Here is a 17358-nt window from a genome sequence, read left to right on the forward strand (position 1 = left end):
AGATGAACCTCGATCAGTACCTCCCCGTCCTTTTGTTCATCTTGGTCGGCATCGCCGTAGGCGTTGTCCCCCTTGTACTCGGCTACATACTGGGCCCCAACCGCCCGGATGCCGCGAAGAACTCTCCCTACGAATGTGGCTTTGAAGCCTTCGAGGATGCGCGCATGAAGTTTGATGTGCGCTACTACCTTGTGGCCATTCTCTTCATTCTGTTCGATCTCGAAATTGCATTCCTCTTCCCGTGGGCGGTGACGCTGCATGAGGTGGGGATCGCTGGTTTCGTGGCGGTCGTTATTTTCCTGGCCATTCTGGTTGTGGGTTTTGCCTGCGAGTGGAAAAAGGGTGCCCTGGATTGGGAATGAGCGAGCCTCAACAAGGATGATGCAATGATTGAAGGCGTGATGAAGGAAGGCTTCATCACCACGAGTTACGACTCGGTGGTGAATTGGGCCAAGACCGGCTCTCTGTGGCCGATGACATTTGGCTTGGCTTGCTGTGCCGTCGAAATGATGCATGCTGCGGCGGCGCGTTACGACATTGGTCGTTTTGGGGCGGAAGTGTTCCGCGCGAGCCCGCGCCAGTCTGACCTCATGATTGTGGCCGGCACGCTGTGCAACAAGATGGCGCCTGCGTTGCGCAAGGTGTACGACCAGATGTCCGAGCCGCGTTGGGTGTTGTCGATGGGCTCGTGTGCCAACGGCGGCGGTTACTACCACTACAGCTACTCCGTGGTGCGTGGTTGCGATCGCATTGTTCCGGTGGATGTCTACGTGCCAGGTTGCCCGCCCACGGCGGAGGCGTTGATCTACGGGATCATCCAGCTGCAGCAGAAGATTCGCCGTACCAACACCATTGCTCGTGTCTGAAGGGTTGATGATGACCGCTGTTGCCATTCGGCCTGAAAAACTCAAAGACAATATTGCCGCCGCCCTGGGGGCGATGGTGCGTCAGATCACAGTGGCGTTGGATGAGGTCACCTTGGTCGTTGATGCGGCTGATTACCTCGAATCCATGCGCGTGTTGCGTGACGCTGAAGGTTGCCGCTTTGAGCAACTGATCGATTTGTGTGGCGTGGACTATTCGGCATATGCCGATGCCGTGCGTGAAGGAGCCCGCTACTGCGTGGTCTCGCACCTGTTGTCCGTCAGTCTGAATCAGCGTGTGCGGGTCAAGGTGTTCTGCGCCGATGATGATTTTCCGGTGGTGGCCTCGGTCTCCGACCTGTGGAACTCCGCCAACTGGTACGAGCGCGAAGCGTTTGATCTGTTCGGCATTGTGTTCGACGGCCACAACGACCTGCGCCGTATCCTGACCGACTACGGCTTCATTGGCCATCCCTTCCGCAAAGACTTTCCGCTGTCTGGTCATGTTGAGATGCGCTACGACGCAGAGCTGCGCCGGGTGGTTTACGAACCCGTGTCGATCGAGCCGCGGGAGATCACGCCGCGCATCATCCGCGAAGACAAGTACGGAGGCCTGCACTAAGGCGCCCGCGCCCCATGTGAACCACCATGGCTGAAATCAAGAACTATTCCCTGAACTTTGGTCCGCAGCATCCGGCGGCGCACGGCGTGCTGCGCTTGGTGCTGGAGCTCGATGGCGAAGTCGTACAGCGAGCCGACCCGCACATCGGTCTCCTGCACCGCGCCACCGAAAAGCTGGCCGAACACAAGACCTACATCCAGTCGCTGCCCTACATGGACCGATTGGACTACGTTTCGATGATGTGCAATGAGCACGCCTACTGCCTGGCCATCGAAAAGCTGCTGGGCCTGGAAGTGCCCCTGCGTGCGCAGTACATCCGCGTGATGTTTTCGGAAATCACGCGCCTGCTGAATCACCTGATGTGGTTGGGTTCGCATGGCAACGACTGCGGCAGCTCCACCATCCTGATCTACACCTTCCGCGAGCGCGAAGACCTGTTCGACATGTACGAAGCCGTCTCTGGCGCGCGCATGCATGCGGCGTATTTCCGTCCAGGCGGTGTGTACCGTGACCTGCCGGACTCCATGCCGCAGTACAAGGTCAGCAAGATCAAGAACGCCAAGGCCCTGGAGGCCATGAACCAGAACCGCCAAGGTTCTTTGCTTGATTTCATCGACGACTTCACCAAGCGCTTCCCCGGTTGCGTAGACGAGTACGAGACCCTGCTGACCGACAACCGCATCTGGAAGCAGCGCACCGTGGGCATCGGCGTGGTGCCACCCGAGCGCGCGCTGAACCTGGGCATGACCGGTCCCATGATCCGTGGGTCTGGCATCGCATGGGATCTGCGCAAGACCCAGCCCTACGACGTCTACGACCGCATGGACTTCGACGTGCCCGTGGGCAAGACGGGCGACTGCTACGACCGCTACCTGGTACGCGTGCACGAAATGCGCGAATCCAACCGCATCATCAAGCAGTGCGTGGATTGGCTGCGCGCCAACCCCGGCCCGGTCATCACCGACAACCACAAGGTGGCCGCACCCGACCGCGAATCCATGAAGTCCAACATGGAAGAGCTGATCCACCATTTCAAGCTGTTCACCGAAGGTTTCCATGTGCCCGAAGGCGAGGCCTATGCCGCCGTGGAGCACCCCAAGGGCGAATTCGGCATCTACCTGGTGAGCGACGGCGCCAACAAGCCCTACCGCCTCAAGATCCGTGCGCCAGGCTTCGCGCACCTGGCCACGCTCGATGAAATGGCCCGCGGCCACATGATTGCGGACGCCGTCGCCATCATCGGCACCATGGATATCGTGTTCGGAGAGATTGACCGATGATTACCGAATCGACCCGCGCGCGTTTTGCGCGTGAAGTGGCCAAGTACCCCGCCGAGCAGAAGCAGTCTGCAGTGATGGCCTGCCTGTCTATCGTGCAACAGGAGCAGGGGTTTGTCAGTGCTGAAAGTGAAGCGGTGATTGCCGAGTATCTGGGCATGGCCCAGATCGCCGTGCATGAAGTCACGACCTTCTACAACATGTACAACCAGCAGCCGGTGGGCAAGTACAAGCTCAACGTGTGCACCAACTTGCCTTGTCAGCTGCGCGACGGACAGAAGGCGCTGCACCACCTTGAAAAGAAGCTTGGTGTGACCATGGGCGAGACCACGGCCGATGGCCTGTTCACCCTGCAGCAGTGTGAGTGCCTGGGCGCCTGCGCCGATGCGCCCGTGATGCTGGTCAACGACCGCACGATGTGCAGCTTCATGGACAACGACAAGCTCGACCAGTTGGTCGACGGCCTGCGCGCGGCGGAGGGACAAGCATGACCGCCGCTGCACAGATCCTCTCGCAGTTCCAGGCCACGGGCGTCCAGACCTGCTTCCACGACCGCCATATCAACCCGCAGATCTATGCGGGCCTGGATGGCACGAACTGGAGCATCAAAGAGTACGAAGCGCGCGGCGGCTATGCTGCGCTGCGCAAGATCCTGGGCACCGATGGCGGTGAACCGCTCACGCAGGACCAGGTCATCGCCACTGTCAAGGAATCAGGCCTGCGCGGCCGTGGCGGTGCGGGTTTCCCCACCGGCCTCAAGTGGAGCTTCATGCCCCGCTCGTTCCCAGGCCAGAAGTACCTCGTGTGCAACTCCGATGAAGGCGAGCCTGGCACGTGCAAGGATCGCGACATCCTTCAGTTCAACCCGCACATCGTTATCGAAGGCATGATCATCGCGGCCTACGCGATGGGCATCTCCGTGGGCTACAACTACATCCACGGCGAAATCTTCCAGACCTACGACCGCTTTGAAGAAGCGTTGGAAGAAGCGCGCGCAGCCGGTTACCTGGGTGACAAGATCCTTGGCAGCAACTTCAGCTTCCAGCTGCATGCGGCGCATGGCTTCGGTGCCTATATCTGTGGCGAAGAAACTGCGCTGCTCGAATCGCTCGAAGGCAAGAAGGGCCAGCCGCGCTTCAAGCCGCCGTTCCCTGCCAGCTTCGGTCTGTACGGCAAGCCCACCACCATCAACAACACGGAGACCTTCGCGGCCGTGCCGTGGATCATCCGCAATGGCGGCCAAGCCTACTTGGAGTGTGGCAAGCCCAACAACGGTGGCACCAAGATCTTCTCGGTTTCGGGCGATGTGGAAAAGCCCGGCAACTACGAAGTGCCCATGGGGACGCCGTTTGCCAAGCTGCTCGAACTGGCCGGTGGCGTGCGCAAGGGGCGCCAGCTCAAGGCAGTGATTCCCGGTGGCTCCTCGTCCCCGGTGCTGCCTGCTTCCATCATCATGGAATGCACGATGGATTACGACTCCATTGCAAAGGCTGGCTCCATGCTGGGTTCGGGCGCTGTGATCGTGATGGACGACTCCCGCAGCATGGTCGAGAGTCTGCTGCGCCTGTCGTACTTCTATTCCCACGAATCCTGTGGCCAGTGCACGCCATGCCGTGAAGGCACGGGCTGGATGTGGCGCGTGATCGACCGTATTCAGCACGGTCAGGGGCGCGAAGGCGATCTGGACCTGCTCAATTCTGTGGCAGACAACATCCAGGGGCGCACGATCTGTGCGCTGGGCGATGCCGCTGCCATGCCTGTGCGCGCCATGATCAAACATTTCCGTCCCGAGTTTGAGGCACTGATCCGGAACAAGGCCCCGCAGGCCGCGACCTCCGTCTGATCGCGAGAAAACATATGGTTGAAATTGAACTGGACGGTCAGAAAGTGGAAGTCGCCGAAGGCTGCATGGTGATGCATGCGGCCGAGAAGGCGGGCACCTACATTCCGCATTTCTGCTACCACAAGAAGCTTTCGATCGCCGCCAACTGCCGTATGTGCCTGGTGGATGTGGAAAAGGCTCCCAAGCCCATGCCTGCGTGCGCTACGCCGGTGACGCAGGGCATGATCGTGCGCACCAAGAGCGACAAGGCCATCAAAGCCCAGCAGTCGGTCATGGAGTTCCTGCTGATCAACCACCCGCTGGATTGCCCCATCTGCGACCAGGGCGGTGAATGCCAGTTGCAGGACCTGGCCGTGGGCTACGGCGGCTCTTCTTCGCGCTACGAAGAAGAAAAGCGCGTGGTGCCTGTCAAGGATGTTGGCCCGCTGATTTCCATGCAGGAAATGAGCCGTTGCATCCACTGCACCCGCTGCGTGCGCTTCGGCCAGGAAGTGGCCGGTGTGATGGAGCTGGGCATGATCCATCGCGGCGAGCACTCGGAGATCACAACGGTCACCGGTGATACGGTGGACTCCGAGCTGTCGGGCAACATGATCGACATCTGCCCTGTCGGTGCGCTCACGAGCAAGCCTTTCCGATACAGCGCCCGTACTTGGGAGTTGTCGCGCCGCCGTTCGGTGAGCCCCCACGATTCGACCGGTTCCAACCTGATTGTTCAGGTCAAGAACCACAAGGTCATGCGCGTGGTGCCGTTCGAGAATGAGGCTGTCAACGAATGCTGGATTGCCGACCGTGACCGTTTCTCGTACGAATCGCTCAACAGCGACGAACGCCTGACCCAGCCGATGCTCAAGCAGGGCGGGGTGTGGAGGCAGGTCGATTGGCAGACCGCACTGGAATACGTCGCCAACGGTTTGAAGAACATCAAGAACGACCACGGCGCAAACAGCATTGGCGCTCTGGTGAGCCCGCACAGCACGGTCGAAGAGTTGTACCTGGCTTCTGCGCTGGTGCGTGGTCTGGGCAGTGACAACATCGACTACCGCCTGCGCAATGCTGAATTTGCAGCGCCCGAAGGTATCCGCTGGCTTGGCACGTCCATTGCCTCGTTGTCCACGTTGCAGAGTGTGCTTGTGGTGGGCTCCAACCTGCGCAAGGACCATCCGTTGTTCGCCCAGCGCATTCGCCAGGCAGCACGCCACGGCTGTCAGGTCAGTGTGGTCGATTCGGCCCTGGCTGACTGGGCAATGCCGGTGAAACACTCCCTGCTGCAGCCTGCTGCCCAATGGGTGGCGGCGCTTGGCGGCATCGCTGCTGCGGTGGCGCAGGAAAAAGGTGCTTCTGCGCCTGCGGGGGCAGATGCCGTGACCGAGGGTGCCTTGGCGATCGCCCGTACCCTGCTGGGTGGCGAACGCAAGGCGCTCTTGTTGGGCAACGCAGCTGCGCACCATGCACAGGCTACGCAAATGCTGGCGCTGGCCAACTGGATTGGTGAGAACACGGGGGCATCCGTCGGCTACCTGACGGAAGCCGCCAATACGGTGGGTGCTCAGTTCGTGGGGGCTCATCCTGTCAATGGTGGCTTGAATGCGGGCCAGATGCTTTCCGGTGGTCTGAAGGCAGCCTTGTTGCTCAATACTGAGCCGGTGTACGACTCCGCTGCGGGCGCCAGTGCTGCTGCCACGCTGTCTGGTTCAGACATGGTGATCACGTTGAGCCCCTTCAAGGCCAATATGGAGTTCAGTGACGTTTTGTTGCCAATTGCGCCGTTCACCGAAACGTCTGGCAGCTTCGTCAATGCGGAAGGCCGTCTGCAGAGCTTCCACGCCGTGGTGCGCCCTCTGGGTGACACCCGTCCTGCATGGAAGGTTCTGCGCGTTCTGGCCAATCTGCTGGGTGTGCCGGGCTTCGACTTTGAAACCTCGCAGGACGTGCTGGCCCGTGCCACGAATGCGCCAGCGGGCACGGTCACGCAATTGGCGGCTGCTCAGATGTCGAACGCTGTGAAGACGGTGCCAGTTGCTGCGACAGCCGCAGCAGGTGAACCCGTGGTCGCATCCATCTATCAACTGGACGGCCTGGTGCGCCGTTCCACGTCGCTGCAGCTCACTGCCGACGCGCGCATGGCACGTGAAGGAGTGGCCGCATGATCGACGCGATCTACAACGCGGGCCTGAACCTGCTTTCTTTTGGGTGGTGGACTGGCATCGTCTGGCCGGTGCTCTGGATCCTGATCAAGATCGTTTGTATCCTGGCGCCTTTGATGGGTGCGGTGGCCTACCTCACGCTGTGGGAGCGTAAGCTCCTGGGCTTCATGCAGGTGCGCCATGGACCCAACCGCGTGGGTCCCATGGGGTTGCTGCAGCCTATCGCTGACGCGCTGAAGCTGTTGACCAAGGAAATCATCCAGCCCACGGCGGCCAGCAAGGGCTTGTTTGTCCTGGGACCTGTCATGGCCATCATGCCGGCACTGGCTGCCTGGGTGGCTATTCCCTTTGGCCCCGATGTGGCCTTGGCCAATGTGAATGCAGGTCTGCTGCTGGTCATGGCCATCACCTCGATCGAGGTCTATGGTGTGATCATCGCTGGCTGGGCCTCGAACTCCAAGTATGCTTTTCTCGGTGCGCTGCGTGCTTCCGCACAGATGGTGAGCTACGAAATTGCCATGGGCTTCTGCTTCCTGGTCGTGATCATGGTCTCCGGTAGCATGAACCTGACCGAAATCGTGATGGGGCAGGGGCGTGGCATGGCTGCGGATAAGGGCCTGACCTTCCTGTCCTGGAACTGGCTCCCGCTGCTGCCCATTTTTCTGGTCTACCTGATCTCTGGGGTTGCTGAAACGAACCGCCACCCGTTTGACGTGGTGGAAGGCGAGGCGGAAATCGTGGCCGGCCACATGGTGGAGTATTCCGGCATGGGCTTTGCGATCTTCTTCCTGGCTGAGTACGCCAGCATGTGGCTCGTTTCCATCCTGGCTGCACTGATGTTCCTTGGCGGCTGGCTGCCCCCCATCGACAGTGCGTTGTTCAACTGGATTCCCGGCTGGATCTGGCTGGGTATCAAGACCTTCCTTGTGGTGTCCATGTTCATCTGGATCCGGGCGACCTTCCCCCGTTTCCGTTATGACCAGATCATGCGTCTGGGCTGGAAGATCTTTATTCCAGTCACGCTGGTGTATTTGTTGTTTGTCGGCGGGTGGTTGCTCTCGCCTTGGAATATCTGGAAATAAGCGGGGACACAAATGACTGCTGTTGCTGCTGCTGCACCTTTTTCGTTCAAGGATTTCTTCAAGAGCTTCATGCTCGTGGAGTTGCTCAAGGGCATGGCCCTCACGGGCCGCTATGCCTTTCGCCGCAAGGTGACTGTGCAGTTCCCGGAAGAGAAGACGCCTCTTTCACCCCGTTTTCGCGGTCTGCATGCGCTGCGACGCTATGACAACGGGGAAGAGCGTTGTATCGCCTGCAAGTTGTGCGAGGCCGTTTGCCCCGCCATGGCGATCACGATTGAGTCAGACGTCCGTGCCGATGGCTCCCGCCGCACCACTCGCTATGACATCGATCTGACCAAGTGCATCTTCTGCGGTTTCTGTGAAGAAAGCTGCCCGGTGGATTCCATCGTGGAGACGCACATCTTTGAATACCACGGCGAAAAGCGTGGCGATCTGTATTTCACGAAGGACATGCTCCTGGCCGTGGGCGACCGGTACGAAGGTGAAATTGCGGCAGCCAAGGCTGCGGACGCAAAGTACCGCTGAGCGGTGCAGGCTTCAGCCTCTTTGCCAGACTTTCTATAAAGACCCGATTCATGGACGCCAAGACTGGTTTCTTCTACCTCTTCTCGGTTGTGCTGCTGTTTGCAGCCTTCCGGGTGATCACTGCGCGCAATCCTGTGCATGCTGTGCTCTATCTGATCCTCGCGTTTTCGCAGGCGGCAGCGGTGTGGTTGCTGCTCAAAGCCGAATTCCTCGCCATTGCCTTGGTGCTCGTGTACCTGGGCGCGGTGATGGTGCTGTTCCTGTTCGTCGTGATGATGCTTGATATTCACATCGACACGGTGCGCAAAGGCTTCTGGAAGCACTTTCCCCTGGCCGCCACGGTAGGGGCTTTGATTGCGCTGGAAATGGCCGCTGTGCTGATGGGCGGGTTTCGTGGCATGGACGAGCCCAAGGCCGTCGCCACCATGGTGGATGCTGCGGGGCAGGTGGTCCCGTATTCGAATACCAAGGCGTTGGGCAAGCTGCTTTACACCGAATACCTTTATCCCGTTGAAATCGCAGCTGTGATTCTGCTGGTGGCCATGATTGCCGCCATTGCGCTCACCCTGCGCCAGCGCAAGGACAGCAAGGCCATCAATCCTTCGGTGCAGATCCGCGTCCGTGCTGCGGACCGCCTGGAAGTGGTGAAGGTCGCAGCGACCCAGAAGCCGGTGGACGAAGCACAGGCAGAGCCGGCCGTCGAGGAGAAAAAAGCATGACGCTGACATTGGGACACTTTCTCTCGCTGGGTGCGATGTTGTTCGCGCTCGCGGTGATCGGGATTTTCCTGAACCGCAAGAACCTGATCGTGCTGCTGATGGCCATCGAATTGATGCTGCTGGCGGTGAACATGAACTTCGTGGCTTTCTCCCACTACCTGGGCGACATGCACGGCCAGGTGTTTGTGTTCTTCATCCTGACCGTGGCGGCAGCCGAATCGGCCATCGGCCTGGCCATCCTGGTGCTGCTGTTCCGCAACAAGTCCAGCATCAACGCGGAAGACCTCAACACCCTCAAGGGTTGATGGGCTACCCGTATTCCCAAGGTTCTCAAGAATGAGTCAAACCCTCTCTGCTTCAACGCTCCTGGCCGTGCCACTGGCTCCTCTGGCGGGTGCTTTGCTGGCCGGCATCTTTGGTACGACCTTTGGTGGTAACTGGATAGGCCGACGCCTGAGCCATACCCTGACGATCCTGGGCGTGCTCGTGGCGTTCGTGTTGTCTGCGATGACGCTCAAGAGCGTTGCGATCGATGGCGCGCGTTTTAACGAGACGCTGTACACCTGGATGGTTGTTGGTGGTCTGAAGATGGAAGTGGGCTTCCTGGTGGACAGCCTCACCGCCATGATGATGGTCGTGGTGACCTTCGTGTCGCTGATGGTGCACATCTACACCATTGGCTACATGGAAGAGGACGACGGCTATAACCGTTTCTTCGCCTACATCTCGTTGTTCACGTTCTCCATGCTGATGCTGGTGATGAGCAACAACCTTCTGCAGCTGTTCTTCGGTTGGGAAGCCGTGGGCCTGGTCTCTTACCTGCTGATCGGCTTCTGGTTCAACAAGCCTTCGGCGATCTTTGCCAACATGAAGGCCTTTCTGGTCAACCGGGTGGGCGACTTCGGGTTCATCCTGGGCATTGGCCTGATCGCAGCTTACGCTGGCACGTTGAACTACGGCGAAGTGTTCGCGAAGACGGGTGAGCTGGGTGGTCTGCCATTCCCCGGCACCGACTGGATGCTGATCACCGTGATCTGCATCTGCCTGTTCATTGGTGCGATGGGCAAGTCGGCCCAGTTCCCGCTGCACGTGTGGTTGCCCGACTCGATGGAAGGTCCAACCCCTATCTCGGCGCTGATCCACGCGGCAACCATGGTGACCGCGGGCATTTTCATGGTGGCGCGCATGTCGCCCCTGTTTGAACTGTCTGATACGGCCCTGAATTTCATCCTCGTGATTGGTGCCATCACGGCGTTGTTCATGGGATTCCTGGGCATCATCCAGAACGACATCAAGCGTGTGGTGGCTTATTCCACGCTGTCGCAGCTGGGTTATATGACCGTAGCGCTGGGCGCATCGGCTTACTCGGTGGCCGTGTTCCACCTGATGACCCACGCGTTCTTCAAGGCGCTGCTGTTCCTCGGGGCCGGCTCGGTCATCATGGGCATGCACCACAACCAGGATATCCGCTGGATGGGCGGCGTGCGCAAGTACATGCCCATCACCTGGATCACCTCACTGCTGGGTTCGCTGGCGTTGATCGGTACACCGCTGTTCTCGGGCTTCTACTCCAAGGACAGCATCATTGAGGCCGTGCACTTCAGCCAACTGCCCGCAGCCGGTTTTGCGCACTTTGCCGTGCTCGCAGGTGTGTTCATCACGGCGTTCTATTCGTTCCGCATGTATTTCCTGGTCTTCCATGGCAAGGAGCGCTACGACCAGAACCCGGATGCGCACCATGACGACCATCATGGTCATGATGATCACCACGGGCACGATGCCAAGCCACACGAATCCCCCTGGGTGGTGACGGTGCCGCTGGTGCTGCTGGCCATTCCTTCGGTGGTGGTGGGCTTCATGTTCATCCAGCCCATGCTGTTTGGTGACTTCTTCAAGGACGTGATCTTTGTCGATGCGGCTAAGCACCCGGCCATGGCGAAGCTGGCAGAAATCTTCCACGGTCCGGTGGGGATGGCACTGCATGGTCTGCAGACAGCGCCTTTCTGGCTTGCTTTGGCGGGGGTGGCTGCTTCGTACTACATGTACATGGTCAATCCTGCGCTGCCTGCGGGCATCAAGGCACGTGTCCAGCCGCTGTACACCTTGCTGGAGAACAAGTATTACCTCGATTGGATCAACGAGAACATCCTCGCCCGTGGTGCTCGTGCGCTGGGTGTCGGGCTGTGGAAGGTAGGCGATCAGGCCATCATCGACGGCGCTCTCGTGAACGGTTCTTGGAAGTTGGTGCGTGGAGTTTCCGGCATCGTGCGCTGGATGCAGTCGGGCTTTATCTTCCACTACGCGCTGGTGATGATCCTGGGTGTCTTCGCGCTGATGACCTGGTTTGTCTGGGGCGATGCTCTGTTGCAGCTCATCAAATAAGGAAAACAACAAATGGGTCTGTTGAGTCTTGCAATCTGGGCACCGATTGCCTTCGGTGTACTGCTGCTGGCCATTGGGCGGGATGAGCATGCCCGCGCGGTGCGGTGGCTGGCGCTGGTGGGGGCCGTGGTTGGCTTCCTGGTGACGTTACCCCTGTACGATGGGTTCCAGCTGGGCACGGCGGCGATGCAGTTTGTCGAGAAGGCAGCCTGGATCGAACGCTTCAACATCCACTATCACCTGGGTGTGGATGGCATCTCGTTCTGGTTCGTGCCGCTGACGGCATTCATCACGGTCATCGTCGTAGTGGCTTCCTGGGAGTCCATCACCGAGCGCGTCAACCAGTACATGGGGGCTTTCCTGATCCTGTCGGGCCTCATGATTGGCGTATTCACGGCGTTGGACGGCATGCTGTTCTACGTGTTCTTCGAAGCCACGCTGATTCCGATGTACCTGATCATCGGTATCTGGGGTGGCCCCAACAAGATCTACGCGGCGTTCAAGTTCTTCCTGTATACGCTGCTCGGTTCGCTGCTGATGCTGATCGCACTGATCTTCCTGTACAACCAGTCAGGCGGCAGCTTCGACATTGCCACGTGGCACCAGTTGCCGTTGAGCCGTACGGCGCAGACGCTGCTGTTCTTTGCCTTCTTTGCGGCGTTTGCTGTGAAGGTGCCGATGTGGCCGGTGCACACCTGGCTGCCCGACGTGCACGTGGAGGCGCCCACCGGAGGCTCCGCCGTGCTGGCCGCCATCATGCTGAAGCTGGGCGCATACGGCTTCCTGCGTTTCTCCATGCCCATCGCCCCCGATGCCTCGCGCGAGTGGGCTTGGCTGATGATTGCCCTGTCGCTGATTGCCGTGATCTATGTGGGTCTGGTGGCCATGGTCCAGAAGGACATGAAGAAACTGGTGGCGTATTCGTCTGTGGCGCACATGGGCTTTGTGACTCTGGGCTTCTTTATCTTCAACGATCTGGGCGTGTCTGGCGGTCTGGTGCAGATGATTGCCCACGGCTTTGTCTCGGGCGCGATGTTCCTGTCCATTGGCGTGCTGTATGACCGCGTGCATTCGCGTGAAATCGCCGCTTACGGCGGTGTGGTCAACACCATGCCCAACTTCACGGCCTTTGCGCTGCTGTTTGCGATGGCCAACTGCGGCCTTCCAGGCACTGCCGGCTTTGTGGGCGAGTGGATGGTGATCCTTGGCGCTGTCAAGGCCAACTTCTGGATCGGTCTGGCCGCCGCCACTGCGCTGATCTTTGGTGCCGCCTACACGCTGTGGATGTTCAAGCGCGTATACCTGGGGCCAGTGGGCAATGACAACGTCAAGGGCCTGACCGACATCGACAGCCGCGAATTCCTGGTGCTTGCCTTGCTAGGCATTGCCGTTCTGGCCATGGGCCTGTATCCCCGTCCGTTCACGGACGTGATGGACACCTCGGTGGCGGAACTGCTCAAGCATGTTGCGCTGTCGAAGCTGAACTAAGAGATTCAAGAAGATGATTGACAACATCAGCTGGCTCGCGATTTACCCCGAAATCGTGCTGTTGACCATGGCCTGCGTGATCGCGCTGGTCGATCTGGGCGTGCACAGCGCCCGCCGCACCGCCACCTACGTGCTCACCCTGCTCACGCTCGCCGTGGTGGCTGGATTGCAGGCCATGTACGCCAGCAGCGGCAACACCTTCTATGGGTTTGGCAACATGGTGGTGAGCGATGCCATGGGCAACTGGCTCAAGTGCTTCGCCACGGTGGCCATGATGATCACGCTGGTCTATGCCCGACCCTACGCGGCAGATCGCGGCATGATGCGTGGCGGCGAGATGTTCACCTTGTCGATGTTTGCGCTGCTGGGCATGTTCATCATGATCTCGGGCAACAACTTCCTCGTGATCTACCTGGGTCTGGAGCTGCTGACCCTGTCGAGCTACGCGCTTGTGGCCCTGCGCCGTGACAATGCCACGGCCACAGAAGCGGCCATGAAGTATTTCGTGCTCGGCGCCATGGCCAGCGGCTTCCTGCTGTACGGCCTGTCCATGATCTACGGCGCCACGGGTTCGCTCGATATCGGTCAGGTGTTCAAGGCCGTCAATTCAGGCCAGATTCGCCACCAGGTGCTGGTTTTCGGCCTCGTGTTCGTGGTGGCCGGCCTGGCCTTCAAACTGGGTGTCGTGCCTTTCCACATGTGGATTCCCGACGTCTACCAGGGCGCTCCCACGGCGGTCACGCTCATGATCGGTGGTGCGCCCAAGCTGGCAGCGTTTGCCATCACCATCCGCCTGCTGGTGGACGGGTTGTTGCCCTTGGCCATCGACTGGCAGCAGATGCTGGCAGTGCTGGCGATTGGCTCGCTGCTCGTGGGTAACCTGGCCGCCATCGCGCAGACCAACCTCAAGCGCATGCTGGCGTACTCCACCATCTCGCAAATGGGCTTTGTGCTGCTGGGTCTGATGTCGGGTGTGGTGAACGGCAATGTGGATGCTACGGCCGTTGAGAACGCCTACAGCGCCTCGATGTTCTACGTGGTGACCTATGTGCTCACCACGCTGGCAGCCTTTGGCGTGATCTTGCTGCTGGCCCGCGAAGGCTTCGAAAGCGAGGAAATTTCGGACTTTGCTGGCCTCAACCAGCGTAGCCCCCTGTACGCCGGTGTGATGGCCGTCTGCCTGTTCTCGATGGCCGGTATTCCGCCGCTCGTGGGTTTCTACGCCAAGCTGGCCGTGCTGCAGGCGTTGGTGGCCTCAGGCCAGACCCTGTACATCGCGATGGCGGTGTTCGCGGTGATCATGTCGCTGATCGGCGCCTTCTACTACCTGCGGGTGGTGAAGGTCATGTACTTCGATGCACCGCTGACGGCCTCGAACGTGTCCGCCCCGGCGGATGTGCGTGTGGTGCTGACCCTTAACGGCGCGCTCCTGCTGGTGCTGGGCCTTCTGCCCGGCGGCTTGATGGCCCTTTGCGCTGACGCTGTCGTGCGCGCGCTGGCCACCTAAGCGTTCCCCACTGCCTGCTGTTCCTGTGTCGCTTACCGGGTCCGTCTGGCTGGTCATCGTGGCAGCGTTCATTGCTGCCAACCTGCCTTTTGTCAACCACCGCTGGCTGGCGGTAGGGCCACAGTCCAATCCGAGAAAGCCGCTGGTGGGCCGCCTGGGCGAGCTGATCCTGCTGTACTTTCTGGTGGGTGGCTTGGCGCTGTTGCTGGAGCGCAGGGCCGGGCAGATTGCTTCGCAAGGCTGGGAGTTCTATGCGATCACCGGGACGCTGTTCCTTACACTCGCCTTTCCAGGTTTTGTTTATCGTTACCTGCTGCGCCGCCACGGCTGATGGCCAGCGTGCCCAAGGTTTGCCATGAAGGTGCTTGATCTCCAATGCCGGCAGGGCCATGTCTTTGAAGGCTGGTTCGCTTCGGAAGACGATTTCCAGGGCCAGAAGCAACGTGGATTGGTGCAATGCCCGCTGTGCGCGGACGATCACATTGAAAAACGCTTGAGTGCTCCCCGGCTGAACCTGGGGGCGCGCGAGCCATCTGCACCGTCAGCCGTGCCTACACCGTCTGCCGCACCCGAGGGCGGCAGTCTCCAGGTCGGAAACTCTCCGGCACTTCCCCCCGCATTACAGGCTGCCTGGCTGGACCTTGCCCGCAAGATCGTCGCGAATACCGAGGATGTGGGTGCGCGCTTTGCGCAGGAGGCCCGGCGCATGCACCACGGTGAGGTGCAGGAGCGCGCGATTCGCGGGCAGGCCACTCCGGATGAGGCGATGGAGTTGCTGGAGGAGGGGATCGCCGTCATGCCCTTGCCTCTGCCCGCCGCCGCCAAGGAAACGCTCCAGTAGGCCATCGATGCTTGGGCCCAAAATATTAAATGTTTTAGGCTGCTGGCGCTTGATGGGTAAGACAGTATTGCTATCAATTTGATATCAATATGACGGGCGGCCTGGGATTAGCCGGAAACCCTCCGTAAACCCCCACTGTTGGCCGCGATCTGACAGTGCGGGCGTTACACCGTGAACTGCAACGCCGCCAGGCGGGCATAGACGCCGCCTTGCGCCAGCAGGGCCGTGTGGGTGCCTTGCTCAACGATGCGCCCATGTTCCAGCACCACAATGCGGTCCGCGTTCTGCACCGTGGCCAGCCTGTGGGCAATGACCAGCGTGGTGCGCCGACCTGTGTGGCGCTGCATGGCGGTATCCAACGCCGCCTGCACCATGCGTTCGCTCTCTGCGTCCAGCGCGCTGGTGGCTTCGTCTAGCAGGAGCAGGGGCGGGTTTTTGAGCATGGCCCGGGCAATGGCAATGCGCTGTCGCTGGCCGCCGGACAGCCGCACGCCCCGTTCACCCAGGAAAGTGCCATAGCCCTCGGGCAGCGCCATGATGAAGTCGTGTGCAAAGGCGGCACGTGTGGCCGCCATGACTTCTTCGTCTGTCGCCTGGGGGCGCCCGTAGCGGATGTTGTCCATGGCCGATGCCGAGAAAATCACGGCGTCCTGCGGCACGGTGCCCGTGTGCAAGCGCAGGGTTTCCAGGCGCAGTTGGCGGATGTCCACACCGTTGAGGCGGATGGCGCCCTGGGGTTGGCCCTGTGCCTCGGTATCCACGTCGTAAAAGCGCTGCAGCAGCTGGAACACCGTGGTTTTGCCTGCGCCGCTGGCGCCCACCAGCGCCACCGTTTCGCCCGGCGCCAGGTGCAGCTTAAAGTCGTGCAGCGCGGGCTGGTCGGGGCGCGAGGGGTAGTGGAACCACACGTTCTCAAACTCCACCTCCAGCCCCCGTTCCGATACAGGCAGGTCCTGCGGCGCGATCGGGTCTGCCACGGGCGATCGGGTCGCGAGCAATTCCATCAGCCGTTCCGTGGCGCCCGCAGCGCGCAGCAGGTCGCCATAGACCTCGCCCAGCACGGCCACGGCACCGGCCAGCAAGATCACATACACCACGGTCTGCCCCAGATGCCCGGCTGTCATCTTGCCCGCCAGTACCGCCTCCGTGCCCCGGTACAGCCCCCAGAGCAGCAGTGCGGCGTTTGCAATGATGATGAAGGCCACGAGCAGGGCGCGGGCCCCGGTGCGCTTGATGGCGACCTGGAACGCGTTCTCGGTGGCCTGCATGAAGCGGGTGGTCTCGCGGGGTTCTGCCGTGTAGCTTTGCACGACTGGCACGGCATTGAGCACCTCGGCCGCAATGGCGCTGGAATCGGCCACCCGGTCCTGGCTGTCGCGCGACAGGCGCCGCACGCGCCTGCCGATCCACATGGTGGGCAGCACCACCAGCACCACGGCCACCATGACCACCGACATGACGTAGGGGTTGGTCCACACCAGCATGGCCAGCGCCCCGACCCCCATCACGGCGTTGCGCAGTCCCATCGACAGGGAGGAGCCGACGACGGTCTGTACCAGCGTGGTGTCGGTGGTCAGGCGCGACAGCACTTCGCCGGTCTGGGTGGTCTCAAAGAACTGCGGGCTTTGTTGCAGCACATGGCCGTATACCGCGTTGCGCAGGTCGGCGGTCACCCGCTCGCCCAGCCAGCTCACCATGTAAAACCGCGCGGCGGAGAACACCCCCAGTGCCACCGCCACGGCAAACAGCGCCTCGAAGTGATTGTGCAGTGCCATGGTTTGGGCTCCCTTGTCGGCGTTCACCAGGCCACCATCGACCAGATTGCGCAAGGCCAGGGGGAAGGCGAGGGTGGCAAGCGCTGCCAGTACCAGGAACACCACCGACAGTGTGATGCGTGCGCGGTACGGTCGCAAAAAGGGGAGGAGGCCAGTCAGGGAGCGTGGGGCGCCGCTGGAGGGTTGAGTGGGGGTGGAAGCCATGGGGGTCAGTGTAGAGGGGCCGCCCGTGCTCCGCTGGGCGCCTATTCGTGCCGCCGACAAGACAAGATGTAAGAAAAAAGTCA

At 60.6% G+C, this 17358-nt stretch carries 17 protein-coding genes; 16 read left to right on the plus strand and 1 reads right to left on the minus strand.

Annotation, left to right across the window (positions count from 1 at the left end; all coding sequences use genetic code 11):
• Window positions 1–2: 2 nt before the first annotated feature.
• From NFX52_RS04710 to NFX52_RS04785, 16 genes are read left to right on the plus strand one after another with little or no spacing between them, the layout of a single operon-like run.
• Entirely contained in the window at window positions 3–362 is a 360-nt protein-coding gene (locus NFX52_RS04710) for an NADH-quinone oxidoreductase subunit A (protein WP_252635496.1), read from the plus strand.
• A gap of 24 nt (window positions 363–386) precedes the next feature.
• Entirely contained in the window at window positions 387–866 is a 480-nt protein-coding gene (locus NFX52_RS04715; RefSeq protein ID WP_007849129.1) for a NuoB/complex I 20 kDa subunit family protein, read from the plus strand.
• 10 nt (window positions 867–876) lie between these two features.
• A complete protein-coding gene (locus NFX52_RS04720; RefSeq protein ID WP_055393297.1) occupies window positions 877–1485 on the plus strand; it encodes an NADH-quinone oxidoreductase subunit C in 609 nt (202 codons plus the stop codon).
• Between the two features lie 26 nt (window positions 1486–1511).
• Window positions 1512–2765, plus strand: a complete 1254-nt coding sequence (locus NFX52_RS04725) for an NADH-quinone oxidoreductase subunit D (RefSeq protein ID WP_055393228.1) — start codon at window positions 1512–1514, stop codon at window positions 2763–2765.
• Window positions 2762–3253: an NADH-quinone oxidoreductase subunit NuoE gene (gene nuoE, locus NFX52_RS04730; protein ID WP_055393230.1), complete on the plus strand. Its 492-nt coding sequence runs from the start codon at window positions 2762–2764 to the stop codon at window positions 3251–3253. Before NFX52_RS04725 ends, nuoE begins: the two co-directional genes overlap by 4 nt.
• The gene (gene nuoF, locus NFX52_RS04735; protein ID WP_055393232.1) at window positions 3250–4605 is read left to right on the plus strand and encodes an NADH-quinone oxidoreductase subunit NuoF; all 1356 of its coding nucleotides are present in this window, start codon (window positions 3250–3252) and stop codon (window positions 4603–4605) included. The genes nuoE and nuoF overlap by 4 nt, the downstream gene beginning before the upstream one ends.
• A gap of 14 nt (window positions 4606–4619) precedes the next feature.
• Window positions 4620–6755: an NADH-quinone oxidoreductase subunit NuoG gene (gene nuoG / locus NFX52_RS04740; protein ID WP_055393234.1), complete on the plus strand. Its 2136-nt coding sequence runs from the start codon at window positions 4620–4622 to the stop codon at window positions 6753–6755.
• Window positions 6752–7834 carry an NADH-quinone oxidoreductase subunit NuoH gene (gene nuoH / locus NFX52_RS04745; protein WP_055393236.1) on the plus strand — a complete coding sequence of 361 codons (1083 nt, stop codon included), beginning with the start codon at window positions 6752–6754 and terminating at the stop codon, window positions 7832–7834. Before nuoG ends, nuoH begins: the two co-directional genes overlap by 4 nt.
• A gap of 12 nt (window positions 7835–7846) precedes the next feature.
• Entirely contained in the window at window positions 7847–8359 is a 513-nt protein-coding gene (nuoI, locus tag NFX52_RS04750) for an NADH-quinone oxidoreductase subunit NuoI (RefSeq protein ID WP_010463942.1), read from the plus strand.
• 50 nt (window positions 8360–8409) lie between these two features.
• Window positions 8410–9078, plus strand: a complete 669-nt coding sequence (locus NFX52_RS04755) for an NADH-quinone oxidoreductase subunit J (protein WP_055393238.1) — start codon at window positions 8410–8412, stop codon at window positions 9076–9078.
• Window positions 9075–9383 carry an NADH-quinone oxidoreductase subunit NuoK gene (nuoK, locus tag NFX52_RS04760; protein ID WP_005793248.1) on the plus strand — a complete coding sequence of 103 codons (309 nt, stop codon included), beginning with the start codon at window positions 9075–9077 and terminating at the stop codon, window positions 9381–9383. Before NFX52_RS04755 ends, nuoK begins: the two co-directional genes overlap by 4 nt.
• 31 nt (window positions 9384–9414) lie before the next feature.
• Window positions 9415–11460 (plus strand): NADH-quinone oxidoreductase subunit L, encoded by a 2046-nt coding sequence (nuoL, locus tag NFX52_RS04765; RefSeq protein WP_055393240.1) that lies wholly within the window; start codon window positions 9415–9417, stop codon window positions 11458–11460.
• 12 nt (window positions 11461–11472) lie between these two features.
• Window positions 11473–12948 carry an NADH-quinone oxidoreductase subunit M gene (locus tag NFX52_RS04770; protein ID WP_055393242.1) on the plus strand — a complete coding sequence of 492 codons (1476 nt, stop codon included), beginning with the start codon at window positions 11473–11475 and terminating at the stop codon, window positions 12946–12948.
• A 13-nt stretch (window positions 12949–12961) separates the two neighbouring features.
• A complete protein-coding gene (gene nuoN / locus NFX52_RS04775; RefSeq protein WP_055393244.1) occupies window positions 12962–14455 on the plus strand; it encodes an NADH-quinone oxidoreductase subunit NuoN in 1494 nt (497 codons plus the stop codon).
• 25 nt (window positions 14456–14480) lie between these two features.
• Window positions 14481–14786, plus strand: a complete 306-nt coding sequence (locus tag NFX52_RS04780) for a DUF2818 family protein (RefSeq protein WP_055393246.1) — start codon at window positions 14481–14483, stop codon at window positions 14784–14786.
• A gap of 24 nt (window positions 14787–14810) precedes the next feature.
• Window positions 14811–15296 carry a DUF1178 family protein gene (locus tag NFX52_RS04785; RefSeq protein WP_055393248.1) on the plus strand — a complete coding sequence of 162 codons (486 nt, stop codon included), beginning with the start codon at window positions 14811–14813 and terminating at the stop codon, window positions 15294–15296.
• A gap of 164 nt (window positions 15297–15460) precedes the next feature.
• Here the strand turns inward: NFX52_RS04785 and NFX52_RS04790 are convergent, their stop codons facing one another.
• Entirely contained in the window at window positions 15461–17275 is a 1815-nt protein-coding gene (locus tag NFX52_RS04790) for an ABC transporter transmembrane domain-containing protein (RefSeq protein ID WP_055393250.1), read from the minus strand.
• Between the last annotated feature and the right edge of the window lie 83 nt (window positions 17276–17358).

Origin of the sequence: Acidovorax facilis (assembly GCF_023913775.1) — a bacterium.
Lineage (GTDB): Bacteria > Pseudomonadota > Gammaproteobacteria > Burkholderiales > Burkholderiaceae_C > Acidovorax > Acidovorax facilis.